Here is a 17,591-nt window from a genome sequence, read left to right on the forward strand (position 1 = left end):
TCTGCGGCCTCCACTCTGGCATATCAGGCCCCGGCCGGCGGCGCCCGGCGGCGGGGGCGGACCGGGAGCCTTATGCCCAGCAGCCGTTGACCGTGGCCGCCAGTCCGTCGAGGGCGTCCTTGGTGGCGGCCGGGTCGGCGGTGGAGTTGTTCTCGATGAAGGAGAAGATCTTCCAGCGTCCGTCCTCGGCCTTGGTCAGCCCGCTCAGCGCGATCGCACCGGTGAGCGTGCCCGTCTTCGCCTGCACCTTGCCGACGGCGCACTGCGAGTCCGCGGTGTCGAAGCGCCCCCATTCGGGACCCAGGGTGGAGCCGGCCTCTCCCGCGACGGGCAGGCCGTCGATGATGTAGGCGAGGGTCTCGGCGTAACGGGGGTCGTCGGCGACGTCGAGGATGTCGGCGATGGTCTGTGCCGGGATGCGGTTGGCGCGGGACAGGCCGCTGCCGTCGTGGATCTCGTAGTTGTCCAGCGAGACGCCGTACCTGCCGAGTACCTCGCGTACGACGGCCGTGCCGTCCTCGAAGGTCGGCCGGCGGCCGGCACCGATCGCGGTCATCCGCAGCAGGGTCTCGGCGATATCGTTGTCGCTCACCTTGAGCATGTGCTCCACGATGGCGGACAGGTTCGCGGACTGGTGCTGGGCGACCGGCACGTCGCCCGTGCCGGCCGTGCCGTGGGTGACGCCGCCCGTGACGGTGACACCCTGCTGGGCGAGGAACCCGGCGAAGACCTGGCCCGCGTCCAGCGACGTGTCCGTGACGTGCCGGCCGTCGACCACCAGCGCCCGTACCGGTGCCACGGAGTCCGGGTAGTAGCCGTCGTTCCAGCCGGTCGCGAGCGTGGGCTCGGGGAAGAGGCTGTCGTCGACCTGGACCTTGACCGAGGTGAGGCCCGCGCTCCTGAGCCCCGCGACGGCGGTCTTCGCCATCGCGTCGATGTCGGCGCTGGTCAGGGTGCGGTCGCCGCCGCCGACGAGGGTGAGTGTGCCGTTGCCGTAGACGGCCTTGGTGGTGAACCGGTGGTCGGGGCCGAGCACCGTCAACGCGGCGGTGGCGGTGCCGAGTTTGGTGTTGGACGCGGGCATCAGCGCGGTGGTCGCGTCGTGGCCCCAGACGGCCTTGTCGGACGCGCCGTCGATGACGACGCCGCTCAGCGTGGAGCCGAGACGGGTGTCCTGGACGCGGGTGTCGAGATTGTCCGCGATCTTCTGCTCGGCGGGGTCGAGTGCGGTGGCCGTGGTCCCGGAGACGGCCTTGCCGGCGGCGAAGGCGCTCGTGCCGAAGAGGAGTGTCCCGGCGATGGGGGCGGTCACGGCGACGACGGCGACCCGGCGGAGGGCGGGGTGGCGGGTTCCCGCCTTGCCGTGACGGGCGCCCGTACGGACGGGGGATGGGGGGTTGGACATGCGGACCTCGCCGAAGTACTCGTGGGACAAAGGGAGTTGGCAGGAACGTGAGTTCTCAGGAGAGAAAGTTACAGCTGTGATCCTGCTTTTCCGCCACAACACGAGGGCACCCCGCCTCCTGGCGAGGCGGGGTGCCCTTTCGTCCCGTCATGTACCTCTGGAAGAAGCCGGACGAGGACGGGCGCCGGAGTCGGGGGATGTGCTCCGGCGCCCACCGGTTCACAGGGAGGCCGCGGGGGTGCGGCTGTGCTCCAGGTCGAGCAGGAACCGCTTGGCCTCGACACCGCCGGCGTAGCCGGTCAGGCGGCCGCCCGAGCCGACGACCCGGTGACAGGGAAGCACCACGCACAGAGGGTTCGCGCCGAGTGCGGTGCCCACGGCCCGCGCGGCTCGCGGCCGTCCGAGCGCGGCGGCCAGCTCCGCGTAGGTGCCCGTCACTCCGTACGGAAGGAGTGCGTCCAGCCGTTCCACGGTCGTGCGGCTGAACGGTGTGGCCAGGCGAAGGTCCATGGGTACGGTGAACGTCCGGCTGCGGCCACCGAGGTACGCGTCCAGCTGTCGGCCCGCCTCCTCGATGGTTCACGCAGGTCACCACCGAGTTCCTCGCCTGAACACCTTCCGTCACCGCTGCGCTCAGCGCCCTCGCGGTCGCCGGCACCGCCACGCATCTCACCGGCGAGAGACCGGCCGACGAGACCGTCCAGACCTTCTCATGCGGCGGCCCGGCGGCCGTCGCGGTCGGCCCGGGCCGCGGCCATCAGGCCGTCGAGCGAGTCGCGGGTGTGAAGCAGTTCCTCGATGTGGGCGGAGAGCCGGTCGCGCTCCTCGGCCATGCGTTCCAGCGCGGAGTCGGAGTTCTCGTCGCTGGGCGCGTAGCGGCACGGCATCAGTTCGAGGATGGTGCGGCTGGACAGCCCGGCCACGTACAGGCGCTGGATGAAGTCGACCCGATCGATGTCGTCGTCGGTGAAGTGCCGCTGCCCGCCGCTGCTGCGGGTGCTGACGAGAAGCCCCTGCTCCTCGTAGTACCGCAGCGAACGGACACTCACCCCGGTCCGCGCCGCGAGTTCGCCGATCCGCATCTCACCCTCCCGACCGTGACCTCGGCCCAGGACTTGCATCTCACATTGATGTCAGGTTTTAGCGTACCTGTCGGGCCCGCTCTTCCCGGGTCCTCGCCCCCGTACGAAGGAGTTCCGGCATGACCGGCAAGACCAGCACGACCACGTTGTTGGACCGCTACCGCCTCGGGGGTCTGGAGCTGCCCAACCGGGTCGTGATGGCCCCGATGACCCGGGTCCGGGCCGAGACCGGCGGTCTCGCCACCCCGTCCATGGCGGTCTACTACGCCCAGCGGGCCAGCGCCGGGCTGATCGTCACCGAGGGGGTACAGCCCAGCCTGGTGGGGCAGTCCAACCCGGGCACCCCGGGCCTGTACACCGATGAGCAGGTGGCCTCCTGGCGGCCCGTCACCGACGCCGTGCACACCAACGGCGGGCGGATCTTCGCCCAGATCATGCACGGCGGCCGGGTCTCGCATCCCGACACCACCGGCCTCCGGCCGGTCGGACCCTCCGCCGTCGCCGCGGTCGGCGAGGTATTCGCCCCGTCCGGCCCGCAGCCCGCGCCGGTCCCGCGCGCCCTGGACCTCTCCGAGGTGCCCGACCACGCCCGCTCGTACGCGGACGCCGCCCGGCGCGCCGTCGACGCCGGCTTCGACGGCGTCGAACTGCACGGCGCGAACGGCTACTTGATCTCACAGTTCCTGTCGTCCAACGCCAACCTGCGCACCGACTCCTACGGCGGCCCGATCACCCACCGCATCCGCTTCGCCGTCGAAGCGGTCGCCGCCACGGTCGACGCCGTGGGCGCGGCCCGCACCGCGATCAGGCTCTCCCCGGGCGGCACCTTCTGGGGCGTAGAGGAGACCGAGGTGCCGGAAATGTACGCGGCCCTGCTGGCCGAACTCGCCCGCTTCGACCTCGCCTACGTACACCTGGAAGCGACCGTCGAGGAGGAGGTGCTGGTCGGGCTGCGCCGCGCATGGCAGGGCAGCCTGGTCGTCAACCCGGTGCTCCCCATGGGCCCCAAGCAGACCGACCGGGCCGCCGCCGACCACTGGCTCGGCCTGGGCGCCGACCTGATCAGCTTCGGCCGCGCCTTCCTCGCCAACCCCGATCTGGTGGAACGGCTCCGCACCGGCCTGCCGGTCGCGCCCGCCGACCCGGCCACGTTCTACCAGGGCGGCGACACGGGCTATCTCACCTACCCCGCCTACCAGTACACCGCCTGACCCGACACGAAGAACGAGGAACAACGATGAATCCGTCGAACAAGCTCCAGGACGGAGCCCGGACAGCGGTCATCGTCGCCGGCCGGGTGTACGCCCCCGCCGAGGACGTCGAGACGTTCGTCGCCGAGGCACGTACGACGTCGTACCCGCTCGCCGCCGCGTGATGATCTCGTTCTGCGTGGAGGACGCGGCGACCGGAACCGTCACGGTGCTCGAACAGTGGGCGCCCCAGGACGCCCTCGACGGGCACGTGGCCACACCGGAGATCACCGCCCTCCTCACCAAGTGGGGTCCGCGCATACGCAACGAGGTACGCAGGTTCCACGCCGACGGGACGGACCCCCGCACCTGAACCGAGCCCGATCAGTCCTGGCACCAGGCTGTCGGCGCAACGCCGTGAACCCACCGGCGGTCACGTCCCGGCCCAGCGCCATCTCGGCATCCAGAACAGCGAGTTCCAGGACGGGATCGCCGCCGCCGTCGCCACCGCCCCCGTGGTGGTCCGGCTCGACTCCCGACGCTGGAACCGAACGGGGTCGAGGCCGACCTGTCCTCGACGGGGGGCCCGGACGAGGAGCGCCATGTCGCCGTCTCCGGACAAGTCGGTGTGGCCGCTTTGCGCTCCCTCCGGGTAAATCCCTGCCTGGCCGGTCCGCGTGGCGTACGCTGGACATACCGACGCGGGGTGGAGCAGCTCGGTAGCTCGCTGGGCTCATAACCCAGAGGTCGCGTGGTTCAAATCCCGCCCCCGCTACCAACACACCGGCCCCCTCAACCACGTTGAGGGGGCCGGCCGCTTCGACGCCGTTCAGCGCGCCCGGCTGCACCGAGGAGGACGGTTGCGTAGCTGCTCAGAGCGCCGACATGGTGGTGCAAGGTAACTGTCGTGCAGGTCGCCTGGCGGGCAAAGGCTTCTCCACGCAATCGATTTGAGTCCTAGAAGAAGCCGAGTTGGCGCGGCGAGTACGAGACCAGGAGATTCTTCGGCTGCTGGTGGTACACCGTCTGTATGGCTCTGACCAGTGCAAATGCGCGGTGTGAAGGGAAGAGGGCAGAAGTTGGCCCGGGTATGGTCCGGATCTTGAGATGGGGGACTCGACCGGCGGTCTCAGTTGCTCTGTTTTTCCGAGGGCAGGGCCGTGAGAGGTGCCGGATTGCGGCTGGTCCAGTCGTGGCGGTGGCTCCGGCGTCGGGGTCGAGGGGGCGGACGCGGTGGTGCCGACAATCTGTTCCGTCAATCTGTTCCGTTGAGCGGACATGCTCCGCCAAGCAGTTCAGGCCAGTGCCCATGCTGGGCTCCCATCGCGCCGACCTGGGTGCGGCGGTACGGGAACGAGCCGGGTCACGGCTTCCGCCCTCACCGATCACACGCACCGCGACGGCAGTCGGAGGCGGCCGGGCCCGAGTGGTCGCCTCACCGTCGTGCCCTGGGCGGTGCGGGCCCGCGGATGCGGCAGACAGCGGACCGGACTACTGCGCCGTAGTAATCCGGTTGGGGCGGCGGACTCAGCTGTCCGGAAGCGGGCGTCACGCGGGACCCTGGTCCGCCCGTGATCCGGGACACTCCTGGAGCGGCGTTCGGCGAAGATCTGGTCTGATCACGGGATCCGGTATCAAGGAGGTACGGGGGTGGAGGTGCGGATCCGACCCGCGCGTGCCGAAGAGGCGTCGGCGCTGACCGAACTCGTCCTGCGCTCGAAGGCGCACTGGGGGTACGACGCGGAGTTCCTTGAGGCATGCCGTGCGGAACTCACCATCCGGCCCGACGAGATCGACGTCCGCCGGATCGTCGTCGCCGAGGACGCACACCTTGGAGTGCTCGGCGTCGCCTCCCTGGAGGGCACGGCCCCGCAGGGCTGTGTGGGCCTGTGCTTCGTCGAACCCGGTGCCATCGGCCGCGGGGTGGGCCGTCTCCTGTACGCCCATGTGATGGGATCCGCCCGCGAACTCGGGTTCACCCGGATCACCATCGACTCCGACCCGAACGCGGAACCGTTCTACCGCCGGATGGGCGCCCGACCCGTCGGACGTACCCCCTCCGGCTCGATCCCGGGGCGTGAACTGCCCCTCCTCGAAGTGGTTTTCGCGCCCCGGCGCGACAGCTGGACCCACGCGTGGACCGGGGGCCGCCGCGCGGTCCACCTTGGCAACGTCGCCGAGTTCCAGTCCCAGTTCGGCCCCGCCTCCGCCTCTGCCTCCGCCGAGGCCGGGCACTATTCCTGCCTGGCCGCCTTCATCTCTCCGCACCCGGCCGTCCTGATCCTGCCCCGGGCGGTTCCGCGCGACTGGATCGGCATGGTCGCCGGCGTCCTGGGCTGGGGACAGGTGGAGGTGTACGACGGCCTGGCAGAGCCCGGCCCGGCGTCGAGCGCGGATCGGGGCCGCCGTACCGGCCCGGTCCGCCGGCTGCTCCCCGGCACGGCGCCCGCCCCCTCGGCGCCGACGGCGGGGCCGGTGGGGCCGGCCGGCGGTCTCAGCCGCGCCGTCCTCTCCCGCCCCGCACTCGCCGAGCGGCTGAAGTCCCTCGGTCTGCCCCTCGTACCGTGGGGCCACACCCCCGCGTTCGCCGAACTCACCGGTTCGACACCGGGCCCGGACGCTCTGCGCTACGAGTCCAAGCGGGCCGCGCACGAACTGTTCACACAGCTCCAGCCCGCCCACCCGGGGATCAGGGTGCCGCAGCAGTGGCAGACGGCCACCCGACGTGCGGCGGTGCGACTGCTCAGGGCGCGCAGCCGCGCGGGGCGGGCCACCGTGGTGAAGACCGAGCACGGCGCCGGAGGATCCGGTACCTGGGTGATCCGGGACGACAGACTGTGGAAGTACGGACTGTGGAACTACGGATTGAGGTCCCCGCTGCCCCATGGGCCCCTGCTCCTGGAGGAGTTCGTCGTGGGCGAATCCGGGCCCAGGGACCTGACTTTCGACGGCCTCGTGGACACGGAAGGACGGGTGCACGAGGCCGGAGTCGCCGTCATGGACGTCGAGGGCACCGCCTACCAGGGCGCCACCGTCGGCCCCGGAGTCGTCCCGCAATCGCTCGCCGAACTCCTGGCGCGCTTCGGCCGGGCCGTGGGCGAGCGGATCGCCGCAAGCGGTTATCGAGGGTGGTTCGACGTCGACTTCGTGGCCGGCCCCGAGGGCCGCCCGGCGCCCACCGAGATCAACCTCCGGATGACGGGTCCCTCCGTCGCCTTCATGGTCAAGGCACGGCTCGACGAGATCCGAGGGGGCGACCACCTCGTCCGCACCGTCGACCACATCCCGCTCGGCGCCCGGTTGCCTGGCCCCGAACTGTTCGCCCTGCTGCGGGAGACGGCGAAGCGGTGCGCCGGGATCGACGCCGTCCTCGTGCCCTCGATCCCGACCGCCGCCTTCGAACCGGCCCCCCGTCTCGGCGTCGTCCTGGCCGCGCACACCCGTGAACGCCTGGACGCGGCCGAGGCGTTGGTGCGTGCCGCCGCCCAGGACACCGGGCGGATGTTCACTCCCTAGCCCCAGGGCCGGGGTTCACTCCGTTGCCGCGGTGCCCGGACGCCGCGTCACGTACACCGCCACCACCACCGCCGCGATCATCAACGGCACATTGAAGACGTACACCAGTGCCGCCTGCCGCTCCCAGTCCGTCTTCGCGGCGAGCCGGTAGAAGTTGTCCTGCGGCCACCAGGAGACCAACAGCCAGACGATGGCCAGATGGGCCGCCGTCGTCAGGCCGCGTGAGCGACCTTGGCGCCGCATCAGAGGGCGTCCGGCGACCAGGAAGGCGAGGCCCACGCTGAAGGCCAGCAACTCGGCGGCGTACAGACCTCGGAAGAGCCACGACCACGGCGCGGGAACGTAGGTGAGGTCGGTGGAGCCCGGCCAGAACACATCGGTCAAGAACACGGCGAGCGGCAGGGCCACGACCAGCATCACGCACCCCATGCCGTACAGAAACCCTTCCGGGCCGGGGGCCGTCGCGCCACCCGCCTTGCCGTTCACCCCGCCGGACGCGGCACGCTGCGCGGGCAGGGGCAGCAGACGCCGGTCGACCTTCCCGGCCCGGTTGCGCGGCAGCGCCCCCAGGGTCACCACCTGCGCCGGGATCTCCTGATCCGGCACCACACCCGTCAGATGCATACGTATCGCGTCGGCGTCCGGAGAGGCACGGGGAGCCGTCGGTACGACGTAGGCCACCAGCCGATCCTCGTCCACGGCGGTGATCACGGACTCCCGGATTCGAGGGTGGGTGGCCAGCGCGGCTTCGGCGCGGTGCGGATCTACGGTACGGCCGCGGACGCGAACGCGGTGCGCCAGCCGGCCGCCGAACTCCAGCAGCCCGTCCTCCCACAGCGTTCCCGCATCACCGGTGGGGAAGGCACCGTTGTCGTCGGGGCCGCCGGGGGGCGTCAGCCAGATCTCGCCCTTGCGGACCTCGGCCCGGCAGCCTGGAAACGGGCGGCCGAGCAGGCTGACCAGCCCGGGGTCGGCCACCGGACCGGAGAGCTGGTCCGTCTCGAACCAGGTGCCGCAGCCGGTGACCTCCACGGGCCCGTAGACATTGAGCAGTCGCGCCCCCGGCGCCGGCCGCCCCCGCAGCCGTACGTGTTCGTCGAGAGCGAGCCGTTCCCCGCCGACCGCCACCAGCCGCAGCCCCACGGGCACGGAGCCGTCGAGCAGTGAACGGGCCGTCACCGGGTCGGTGTCGAGTACCGTGACGCCTTCGGTGAAGGGCCGACCCCACAGCGCGGGCCCGGTCTCGCCCTCCGGCAGCACCAGCGTGCCCCCGGAGCACAGGGCCCGTATCCAGCCGTAGGTGAAGGCGGCCGTGTCGGCCGGCGCGGTCACCAGATGGACGTCGGAGGGCCCCAGACCGAACACCTCGGCCCAGGACCCGTATACGGCGCGCAGCCGTGCGTGTCCCGCGGGGACGGGCCGGTGCCGCCCCGTGGTCGTGCCCGCGCTGAACAGCACGGCGGCGGTGGCCCCGCAGGGCGCGGCAGGGGGCTCTGGGGAGCATGCGTCAATGACGTCGGCGTCGGTGTCCAGACAGACGACGATCCGGCCGGCACCGTCGTCGACGCTCGGCCGAAACCTCTCATGTGTCAGGACGGTGTTCGCCCCTGCCTCCTCCAGCAACTGCCCGATGTCCCCGGTCGGTTGATGCGGGCCGACCACGGCGTACGCCCCGCCCGCCTTGAGCACACCCAACAAGGCGACCAGCAGATCCGGCACCCGGTCGGTGCACACGACCACGGTCTCCCCAGGCCCGAGCCCCCTCTGCAGCAGATAGCGGGCCAATCGGTTGGCCCGCACCCCCAACTCCCCGTACGTGAGCCGGGCCCGCTCGGTGATGACCGCGGGCCGGTCCGGTGTCTCCCGCACCCACGCCTCGAACAACCCGTGAAGTTCATTCGCCCCGGCCATGACCGGTGATCATCCCAGAGGCGGCACGACGCGGGAAGAGGCCCGACAGATGCCGACCCGGGACGGCGGTGGTGGCCTAGGCGAACCCAGGAGAAGACCACCGGCAGTAACGCCATCGCGCGTCGGGCGAGGCGATATGCCGCCCGGACCCCAAATACCGGGGCGGGCGCCCGAAGACCGTCACCCTTCTGGAACGGCGGGAGATCAAGAAGATCGCCAAGTCCAAGCCCGCCGAGCACAGCCTGCCGTTCTCGACCTGGAGCCTGGTCAAGCTGGCCGACTTCCTGGTCGACAAGGGGGTGGTCGACGACATCAGCCACGAGGGACTGCGCATCCTCGCTCCGCGAGGAAGGCGTCACCTGTCAAAGGGTGAAGACCTGGAAGACCTCGAAAGACCCGGACCACGAGGCCAAAAAGGCCCGGGTCGAACACCTCTACGTCATCGCCGACGGCGAAGTGATACCTGAACCAGGCGAGCCCGAGGTCATCCTCTGCATGGACGAGTTCGGCCCACTCAATCTCCAGCCCCGTCCCGGACGCCAGTGGACTGAACGCGGTGGCAAGGGCAAGGACCCCGGCCGCGAACCTCGACCGCGCCGCCGGGCCACCTACACCCGCCCGCACGGCGTGCGTCACCCCGGCAGCACGGGGCGCCTGGTCGGGAACCGTGGCCGAACCAGGTCGCGTCCCTTTTCCGGAACCGTGGAAGGGACGCCCATGAGCATCGACCCATCCCACCCGACCGTGCGGTCGCCATACGGTGATCCGCCGCCCGCGGGCGACCCGCCGCCACCGTACACGCCGCTGCGGCGACGGCTGCGTGAGGACGAATGGCCGCCGTTGGGTGAGGTGTTGCGGGGGCGGCGGCAGCAGGTGCGCCCCGGGGTGTTGCTGGTGCTGCTCTTCCCGTGCCTGTGGTGGCTGACCGTGCCGCTGCTGGTCGGCTACCAACTGGCCCGTACGGCCCGCCGCATGGCACGCCGGGTCTTCCCCGTACGCCCGGCAGGGCAGGTCGAGGATCCCGAGGTGTCCCGGGTGCAGCGGGTGCGGGCCTGGACGGCCCTCGTCATTTCGGGGGTGCTGCTGGCCGTGTTCGGTAGCTGGCAGGACGTGGCGGGGGCACAGAAGCAGTTCCTGGATCGGCTGTTGTTCGCGCCCTGGCTGGCGCTGTTGAGCGCGGCGGTGGTGGTGGCGCTGCTCTTCTGCGTGGCCACGCCCGGGACGCGGCTGGCCATGCTGACGCGGCTGTGGCCGGCCGGTCGGTCGGCCCTGTGGTACTTCGGCGCCTGGACGCTGGTGCCGCTGCTGTTCATGGCGGCGGCCGAGGGGATGGGGCTGCTGCCCAGCAGCGCCAACGGGATGTTCGGGCTGCTGCTCTGGGTGTCCGTGATGTTCGTCTGCTGGGCGCCGTTCTGGTGGGTGATCTTCTTCCTCTGCTTCGCCTCCGGTCCGGCGCTGCGCCACGCGTTCAACCTTTCCTCCCTGCACGCGGCGCTGCCCGCGCTGGTCACCACCGTCCTGGTCTGGGCGTTCACCTTCCTCGGTCTGTCGTCGGGCGGCCTGCCGCCGGGCCCGGTGCCGCTCGCGGTCTGCGCGTTCCTCGGCGGGCCGGTTTCGGTGACGGCATTGGCCTGGTGGGAGATTTACCGGCTGCGGCAGCGGCACGGGGTGCGGTGGCGGGGGTAGTACTCCAGTTGCACTTCTCCATATGCCCTGGTCGTGGGGCCCTTTCGGAGTCTAGTTGGCTGACTCTGCATCAGGCTGGTGGTGGTTCGTGACTCACTCGATCGGGGCGTGTGCGGCGCTGGTAGTGGCAGCGGCGGGCGATGGCCTGGTGGCGTCGGCGCCAGCAGGACCAGTAGAGCCGCCGCGCGGGCGATCGGTGCTGCGCCGAGGGGGATGGGCAAGGTCCAGGAGCCGTCGCACTTCTGCCACGATGAGGGGAACGAGGCCGCTCGAACCGTTTCTGCGGCCCCGTTTTCGACGGCCGTGACGGCCATCGCCGCCAGGAAGGCGTGCGCGGGCGTGGCCCGGGTGATGTGCCTGTGCCAGAAGCCTACGGGCAGATCCCGCAGCTTCGTGCCGCCCTGGAGGCACGCGGGGCCGGCTATGCGATGGCCGTTGCCTGCTCGACGTGGGTGTGGATCAACCACTACGAACAGGGCAAGCACCGCAACCCGAGCCCCGAGGCGAAACAGCAGCTCCAGGAGCGCTTCACGGACGACGAGCGCGCGCTGATGCGCGGAGCCGAGCCCGAGCGCCAATTCCTGATCAGCAACGACCCGGACGTGCCCTCCGCGTACAAGGACCCGGCGATGGCCGAGTACGAGAACCAGTGGACGCTGTGGGAGAACGCGCGCTACGACCGCAAGGTCACGCTGCGCTCCACGCTCAAGGCGCAGATGTACGACCCCGGGGTGTGGATCGAGCGCATCGCGCCGACACCGCTGCTCATGATCGTCGGCACCCAGGACACGGTGACGCCGACCGACATGGCGCTCGCCGCGTACGAGCGCGCGGGCGAGCCCAAAAAGCTCAGCACCTACGACGGCGGTCACTTCGACGCGTACGTCAAGCACTTCAACGAGACGGCCGTCGGCGCGGGCGAGTGGTTCGTCCAGCACCTCAAGCCGACCAGCACCAACTGACGCAAACCAAAGGACATCAGAGCGATGGCATCCGACCTCCGTTTCCACGTCCACGTCGCCGACCCCACCCCCGAACACGGCACGCCGCCGGTGCCGCACGGCTACCCGGCGGTCGCGTCCCCCATGTCGTCCACGCTCATCACCGGTGAGCGCGACGCCGTTCTGGTCGACACCCCGTGGTCGCACGAGCACCTGTGCGTCCTCCTGGAGTGGCTCGACTCGTTCGACAAGAACCTCACCGCGATCTACATCACCCACGGCCACGGCGACCACTGGTTCGGCGTGCCCAAGGTGCTGGAGCGCTACCCGGACGCGACGGTGTACTCCACCACCGGCACCGCCGCCTACATCGCCAGGCAGCACGCGAACCGCGGCCCGATGTGGGAGCGCCGGTTCCCCGGCCAGGTCTGTGAGGGCGAGATTCACCCGGAGATCATCCCGGCGGACGGCATCGAGCTGGAGGGCAACGTCCTGACGGCGGTCGAGCTCGGCCACACCGACACCGACACCGACACCGACACCGACGACACGACGGGCCTGTGGGTCCCCTCGATCCGCCTCTTCGTGGCCGGCGACTCCGTCTACAACCACTGCCACCAGTACCTCAACGAATCCGCCGACGGCGGCCTCCAGTCGTGGTACCGGGCACTCGACACCATCGAGGCACTCAACCCGAAGTACGCGGTGGCCGGCCACAAGGACAAGACGCAGCCCGACGACGGCGGCGCCGTCCAAAGAACCGCGGATGCCGGGCGGGGCTGATCGGGGGTACGAGGTGAAGTGGGCTCAGCGACTGCCCGTCATCGCTCCGTACGTGAACGGCGGGACCTCACGCCGTGCTTGCATGTCGCCACACCACGCTCGACGTCCGCCAGAGTGGGCCGACGAGGCGCTCCACAGGTCACGCAGGTGCTCGGCCATGGCGAACTCCTGCTTCCGGGGAACCGTGTCTCCGTTTTGTAGCCGGCCTTCAGCATCGTCTGCTCGGAAGCGATCTCGTATGCGGTCGGTGGGGCGGGCGCCGGGGGAGCGGGGGCCATGCCCCGGGTGTAGACCGGTACGGCCGCCTCGTTGGTGAAGGTCTGGGGGAGGGTTAGCGGCCTGGCTTGTAGGCCGGCCCGGCAAGCGCCCCTGCCGCTCGGGGGGGGCGAGAGCGGCGTAGGGATGGTCCTGATGCCAGTGGTGCGTAGGCGCGAGTCCAGGCGGTTCCAGGGGCCAGCTGCCGAACAACGCTTTGACGGCAACGGCGCTTCGCGGTTTGAAGGTCAGCCTCGCCTTGTGGAACGCCTCGGTGAACCGTGACACCGGGTTCTCGTTGCCGAGGTCGGCGGCATGAGTGATGGACAGGGCGCTTCCCGGCGGCAACTGCTCACGGAGCATCGCCATGGCTGTCGTCACGGTTGCCTCGTCCTCGATACAGGGCAAGACGTCGTGCAGCAGCACTCCGATCGGGCGAGTCCAATCGAGCAGGCATCGCACCCGACCCGAGATGAGGAACTGCTTCATGTGCCGGATGTCGCCGATCACCCAGTCCAGCGCGAGGGGGTGTTCCTCAAGCCCGAACCGGGCACTCCCGAAGAGGTTTTTGTCGTAGTAGGCGTAGACCACTCGAGGTTTGCGCCCGTCCAGGGCTACGACGTCGTACAGCGAAGGATAGGGCCGGCTGAATCGACGATCAGACTGCGGGAGTCCGCACCCCAGGTCGAGGTACTGATCGATCCCCCGGGCGACGAGTCGCGCGGCAACGGCTGGCAGGTGGAAGCGGTTGATCATGGCGACGGTGGCGAGGTCCTCTCGATCGGCCCGGTCCAGCGAGCTGACGAAGTCCCTGTCGGTCGAGTAGGCGTCGTCGCCACCGAGGAGCACGTCGTAGATCCGACCCGCGTATCCCGGTCACACCGCTCCCGGAGATCCCGACAGCACCCACCGCGGGAAGTCCGCGATGACCGCCATGGTGAACGTCTTCACCTTCGGCGCGCCGTCCCAGTGGGTGGGGTTGGCCTTGAAGGTGAGCTTCTTGCCCTTGTGCCACCCGGCGAGGACGTGCGGGCCGGTGCCGACCTGCTTGGTTTTGAAGGAGCCGGTGTTGGGGTCCTGCTTCCCGGCGACGTGTTCGGGGACGATCGGCGGTACTGTGCGCCCGGCGAAGGGCGCGTACGGGTACTTCAGCGTGAAGACGCCCTTGTCGTCACCGCTCGCCCGGACCTCCTTGACGGCGTCCAGCTCGCTCCTGGACGTGTTGTTCGTCTTCGTGTCGAGGATGGTCCGGTAGGTGAAGACCACGTCCGCGGCCGTCAGCGGTTCGCCGTCGCTGAACTTCACCCCGTCCCGCAGGGTGTAGGTGGAGAGCCTGACAGCAGCCAGTGCCCGTGCCTCCCGCTGGAGCGAAGCCGTCCTCCTCGCCATCCGCAACCGCGTCAAACGCTGATCGACCGCGCTCGCCGCCGCGCTGACCGCGGTCCAGGCCGCATCCGCGGCGACCGCGTGCGCCAGCTGGTGGCGCGCGACGCAGCTGGTGGCGCGCGACGCAGCGGGTGGCGTGCGGCGGCGAGCGCGGTCGGTCCGGCGGTGGCCGCCATGGGTATCCCGGTCCGCTGGTGGGAGAGGTCCACCGGTTCCGTCGTCCGTTTACCGTGAGCGCGTGCGCGATGCGTGCCCAGAGACTTGAGGAAGGTCGACCTGCGACTGCGCCGGACACGGCCCTCGGTAGGGCTTCCGCAGGGGCGCCGTTTGGCCCGCGGTTGGCCCGGGGCGGATTCACTTGGAGTCCGTACAGTGGCGCAAGGTGCCAGGTTGATCGCGGAGCGTGTCTGCCGTGTCGGGTTGCCTGGAGCGCAACGATGCCTCCAGGCAACCGACTTCAGGCTCTAGAAGAAGCCAAGTTTCTGAGGGCTGTAAGAACAAAGAATGTTCTTCGTCTGCTGGTAGTGGTCCAGCATCATCTTGTGCGTCTCGCGGCCGATCCCCGACTGCTTGTAGCCGCCGAACGCGGCGTGTGCCGGGTACGCGTGGTAGCAGTTGGTCCACACCCGGCCGGCCTGGATCGAACGGCCCGCGCGGTACGCGGTGTTGATGTCGCGGGTCCAGACGCCCGCGCCGAGGCCGTACAGGGTGTCGTTGGCCATCTTGATCGCGTCGTCGAAGTCGTCGAAGGACGTCACCGAGACGACCGGGCCGAAGATCTCCTCCTGGAAGATCCGCATCCGGTTGTCGCCCTCGAAGATGGTCGGCTGGACGTAGTAGCCGCCCTTCAACTCGCCGTCGTGGTCGATGCGTTCGCCGCCAGTGAGGATCTTCGCGCCCTCCTGCCGGCCGATGTCCAGGTAGGAGAGGATCTTCTCCAGCTGGTCGTTGGAGGCCTGGGCGCCGATCATCGTGTCGGTGTCGAGCGGGTGCCCCGGCTTGATCTGGCGGGTGCGGGCGACCGCCGCCTCCATGAACTCGGCGTAGTGGCCGCGCTGGACGAGGGCCCGGGACGGGCAGGTGCAGACCTCGCCCTGGTTGAGCGCGAACATCGTGAAGCCTTCGAGGGCCTTGTCACGGAAGTCGTCGTCGTGCGCCCAGACGTCGTCGAAGAAGATGTTCGGGGACTTGCCGCCGAGTTCGAGCGTGACCGGTTTGATGTTCTCCGAGGCGTACTGCATGATCAGGCGCCCGGTGGTGGTCTCGCCGGTGAAGGCGACCTTCGCCACCCGCGGGCTGGATGCCAGCGGCTTGCCCGCCTCCACGCCGAAGCCGTTGACGATGTTCACCACGCCCGGCGGCAGCAGGTCCGCGATCAGGCTCATCCAGTAGTGGATGGAGGCCGGGGTCTGCTCGGCGGGCTTGATGACGACCGCGTTGCCGGCCGCGAGGGCCGGTGCGAGCTTCCAGGTGGCCATCAGGATGGGGAAGTTCCAGGGGATGATCTGCGCGACGACCCCGAGCGGCTCGTGGAAGTGGTACGCCACCGTGTCGTTGTCGACCTCGCCCAGCGAACCCTCCTGCGCACGGATTGCCCCCGCGAAGTACCGGAAGTGGTCGATGGCGAGAGGGATGTCCGCGGCCAGGGTCTCGCGCACCGGCTTGCCGTTCTCCCAGCTCTCGGCGACCGCGAGCGGTTCGAGGTGGGCCTCCATCCGGTCGGCGATCTTGAGCAGGATGTTGGAGCGCTCCGTCACCGACGTACGGCCCCAGCCCGGCGCGGCCGCGTGCGCCGCGTCCAGCGCCCGCTCCACGTCCTCTGCGGTACCCCGCGCCACCTCGGTGAACGGCTGCCCGTTCACCGGCGACGGGTTCTCGAAGTACTGCCCCCGGGCCGGCGGCACCCACTCGCCGCCGATGAAGTGGTCGTAGCGCGCCTGGTAGGAGACGATCGCGCCCTCGGTGCCGGGCGCCGCGAAACGGGTCATGGTGGCCTGCCTCCTTGCAGATGCGCTGCCCGCCGTTGGGCAGCTCCCGGCGCGGAGGCTAGGGGAGCGGACGTTGCGAACACGTTGCGCCGCAGGTCAGCACACGGTTACGGCGAGCTCCGCCTCCAGTGCTGCCAGCCGGGACCGTACGACCGCCGTCGGTCGCACCGCCGCGAGCGCCCGCCACACCTCGACGTCGTCCTCGCCCCACGGCGCGTGCGCCCAGTCCGCCAGCAGGTCGGGGTCCTGGCCCGCGATCAGCGCGGCCCGCAGCCCGTCCGCCAGCCGCTGCCTGAGCCGTACGACCGCGGGTGCCTGCGAGCCCGGCAGCAACGGGCCGGTGTACGCCCCCGCGGCGGCCGTCACCGCGCCCGCCTCCAGCCGCCGCTCCACCACGGTCGCGTCCGACTCGACCGGCGCGGCCAGCCGGTACGGCCGGGAGGCGAGCAGCCCCGGGCCCAGCAGCCGGCGCAGCCGGACCAGTTCCGCCCGCAGCGTCACGGGCGTCACCGACTCGTCCTCGTACAGCGCGCACAGCAGTTCGTCACCGGTCAGCCCCTCCGGGTGGCGGGACAGCAGCACCAGCAGCTCGCTGTGCCGGCGGCCGAGCCGGATCCGGCGGCCGTCCAGCCGGAGTTCGGCCTCGTCCCGGCCGAGCGCCGTCAGCGCGGGCGCCTCGTCGGCGGGCACCGGCGGATCGAGCAGCGCCAGCTGCGACTCGGCGGCCCGCGCCACCGCCTGCACGAAGCCCAGGCTGTGCGGATGCGCCAGCCGGTCGCCGCCGGTGATGTCGACGGCACCCAGCACCCGCCCGGTGCGCGGATCGTGCACCGGTGCCGCCGCGCACGTCCACGGCTGCACCCGGCGGATGAAGTGCTCCGCCGCGAACACCTGCACCGGCCGGTCCACGGCCACCGCCGTCCCCGGCGCGTTGGTCCCGACCGCGCTCTCCGACCAACGGGCGCCCGGCACGAAGTTCATCCGGTCCGCCCGGCGCCGGGTCGCCGGATGCCCCTCGACCCACAGCAGCCTGCCGTCCGCGTCGCACACCGCCAGCAGATGCTCGCCGTCCGCCGCGAACGTGCCCATCAGCTCCCGGAACAGCGGCATCACCCGGGCCAGCGGATGCTCCGCCCGGTACACCCCGAGGTCTCCGTCCGTCAGCTCGACGCGCGCCGCGCCGTCCGGCCCCACCCCGGCCCGCGCGGAACGCCGCCACGACTCGGCCACCACCGACCGCACCGGGCGCGGCACGGTGCCCGCCGTGGTGAACGTCTCGTGTGCCCGGCGCAGCACCCGGACGCGCTCGGCAGGGTCGGCCCCCGGCTCCAGGGCCACCCAGGGATCGGTCAACTCGGCCTCCCGACGGCGATGCGGCTGGGGACATCGTCACGCGGGGTGTTCGCGCCGACAACCGTTTCGACCGGCCTCCCTCCGAGGACCCGCCG

General features: G+C 70.6%; 15 protein-coding genes, 1 tRNA gene and 3 pseudogenes. 9 read left to right on the top strand and 10 right to left on the bottom strand.

Going from position 1 to position 17,591, the window contains the following annotated elements; genetic code table 11:
* Positions 1-70: 70 nt before the first annotated feature.
* From dacB to ABT137_RS19420, 3 genes are all read right to left on the bottom strand, one after another.
* The gene (gene dacB, locus ABT137_RS19410) at positions 71-1,405 is read right to left on the bottom strand and encodes a D-alanyl-D-alanine carboxypeptidase/D-alanyl-D-alanine endopeptidase (protein ID WP_351710364.1); all 1,335 of its coding nucleotides are present in this window, start codon (positions 1,403-1,405) and stop codon (positions 71-73) included.
* Positions 1,406-1,624: 219 nt separating this feature from the next.
* A complete protein-coding gene (locus ABT137_RS19415) occupies positions 1,625-1,915 on the bottom strand; it encodes a methylated-DNA--[protein]-cysteine S-methyltransferase (protein ID WP_351710366.1) in 291 nt (96 codons plus the stop codon).
* 200 nt (positions 1,916-2,115) lie between these two features.
* On the bottom strand, positions 2,116-2,487 hold the full coding sequence (locus ABT137_RS19420) for a MerR family transcriptional regulator (protein ID WP_351710368.1): 372 nt from the start codon (positions 2,485-2,487) through the stop codon (positions 2,116-2,118).
* A gap of 119 nt (positions 2,488-2,606) precedes the next feature.
* Here ABT137_RS19420 and ABT137_RS19425 point away from each other — a divergent pair, with 119 nt between their 5' ends.
* Genes ABT137_RS19425 through ABT137_RS19435 form a run of 3 tightly spaced genes read left to right on the top strand, consistent with a single transcriptional unit; the run spans position 2,607 to position 4,050 of the window.
* Positions 2,607-3,698 (top strand): alkene reductase, encoded by a 1,092-nt coding sequence (locus ABT137_RS19425; protein ID WP_351710370.1) that lies wholly within the window; start codon positions 2,607-2,609, stop codon positions 3,696-3,698.
* 26 nt (positions 3,699-3,724) lie between these two features.
* Positions 3,725-3,862 (top strand): hypothetical protein, encoded by a 138-nt coding sequence (locus ABT137_RS19430; RefSeq protein WP_351710372.1) that lies wholly within the window; start codon positions 3,725-3,727, stop codon positions 3,860-3,862.
* Entirely contained in the window at positions 3,862-4,050 is a 189-nt protein-coding gene (locus ABT137_RS19435; protein ID WP_351710374.1) for an NIPSNAP family protein, read from the top strand. The genes ABT137_RS19430 and ABT137_RS19435 overlap by 1 nt, the downstream gene beginning before the upstream one ends.
* A 60-nt stretch (positions 4,051-4,110) precedes the next feature.
* Here ABT137_RS19435 and ABT137_RS51040 read toward each other — a convergent pair whose 3' ends face one another.
* On the bottom strand, positions 4,111-4,281 hold the full coding sequence (locus ABT137_RS51040; RefSeq protein WP_502984541.1) for a hypothetical protein: 171 nt from the start codon (positions 4,279-4,281) through the stop codon (positions 4,111-4,113).
* A 96-nt stretch (positions 4,282-4,377) separates the two neighbouring features.
* Here ABT137_RS51040 and ABT137_RS19445 point away from each other — a divergent pair.
* Both ABT137_RS19445 and ABT137_RS19450 read left to right on the top strand, forming a co-directional pair.
* Positions 4,378-4,455: transfer RNA gene (locus tag ABT137_RS19445), tRNA-Met, on the top strand.
* A gap of 878 nt (positions 4,456-5,333) precedes the next feature.
* Entirely contained in the window at positions 5,334-7,193 is a 1,860-nt protein-coding gene (locus ABT137_RS19450; RefSeq protein WP_351710376.1) for a GNAT family N-acetyltransferase, read from the top strand.
* A 15-nt stretch (positions 7,194-7,208) separates the two neighbouring features.
* Here the strand turns inward: ABT137_RS19450 and ABT137_RS19455 are convergent, their stop codons facing one another.
* Positions 7,209-9,104: an AMP-binding protein gene (locus ABT137_RS19455; RefSeq protein ID WP_351710378.1), complete on the bottom strand. Its 1,896-nt coding sequence runs from the start codon at positions 9,102-9,104 to the stop codon at positions 7,209-7,211.
* A gap of 134 nt (positions 9,105-9,238) precedes the next feature.
* On the opposite strand from ABT137_RS19455, the pseudogene ABT137_RS19460 reads away from it, so the two are divergent.
* A pseudogene (locus ABT137_RS19460) lies at positions 9,239-9,740 on the top strand (transposase); the annotation flags it as partial.
* Between the two features lie 81 nt (positions 9,741-9,821).
* Entirely contained in the window at positions 9,822-10,790 is a 969-nt protein-coding gene (locus ABT137_RS19465) for a hypothetical protein (RefSeq protein ID WP_351710380.1), read from the top strand.
* Between the two features lie 209 nt (positions 10,791-10,999).
* Here the strand turns inward: ABT137_RS19465 and ABT137_RS51045 are convergent.
* Positions 11,000-11,155: pseudogene (locus tag ABT137_RS51045) on the bottom strand (IS701 family transposase); the annotation flags it as partial.
* Here ABT137_RS51045 and ABT137_RS19470 point away from each other — a divergent pair.
* Together ABT137_RS19470 and ABT137_RS19475 are read left to right on the top strand one after the other, a co-directional pair.
* On the top strand, positions 11,150-11,752 hold the full coding sequence (locus tag ABT137_RS19470) for an alpha/beta hydrolase (protein ID WP_351710382.1): 603 nt from the start codon (positions 11,150-11,152) through the stop codon (positions 11,750-11,752). The pseudogene ABT137_RS51045 and the gene ABT137_RS19470 sit on opposite strands and share 6 nt — an antisense overlap.
* 24 nt (positions 11,753-11,776) lie before the next feature.
* Complete coding sequence (locus ABT137_RS19475; RefSeq protein WP_351710384.1) at positions 11,777-12,514, top strand: MBL fold metallo-hydrolase; 738 nt, start codon at positions 11,777-11,779, stop codon at positions 12,512-12,514.
* Between the two features lie 24 nt (positions 12,515-12,538).
* On the opposite strand, the gene ABT137_RS19480 is transcribed toward ABT137_RS19475, so the two are convergent.
* From ABT137_RS19480 to ABT137_RS19495, 4 genes and pseudogenes are all read right to left on the bottom strand, one after another.
* Positions 12,539-13,627, bottom strand: coding sequence for an SAM-dependent methyltransferase (locus ABT137_RS19480; RefSeq protein ID WP_351710558.1), 1,089 nt, complete (start codon positions 13,625-13,627; stop codon positions 12,539-12,541).
* A 60-nt stretch (positions 13,628-13,687) separates the two neighbouring features.
* Positions 13,688-14,158, bottom strand: a pseudogene (locus ABT137_RS19485) (ABC transporter substrate-binding protein); the annotation flags it as partial.
* Between the two features lie 461 nt (positions 14,159-14,619).
* Positions 14,620-16,143, bottom strand: coding sequence for an acetaldehyde dehydrogenase ExaC (exaC, locus tag ABT137_RS19490; RefSeq protein WP_351710386.1), 1,524 nt, complete (start codon positions 16,141-16,143; stop codon positions 14,620-14,622).
* 96 nt (positions 16,144-16,239) lie between these two features.
* The gene (locus tag ABT137_RS19495) at positions 16,240-17,496 is read right to left on the bottom strand and encodes a GAF domain-containing protein (RefSeq protein ID WP_351710388.1); all 1,257 of its coding nucleotides are present in this window, start codon (positions 17,494-17,496) and stop codon (positions 16,240-16,242) included.
* Between the last annotated feature and the right edge of the window lie 95 nt (positions 17,497-17,591).

The organism is Streptomyces sp. NPDC001980 (assembly GCF_040296885.1).
GTDB lineage: Bacteria > Actinomycetota > Actinomycetes > Streptomycetales > Streptomycetaceae > Streptomyces.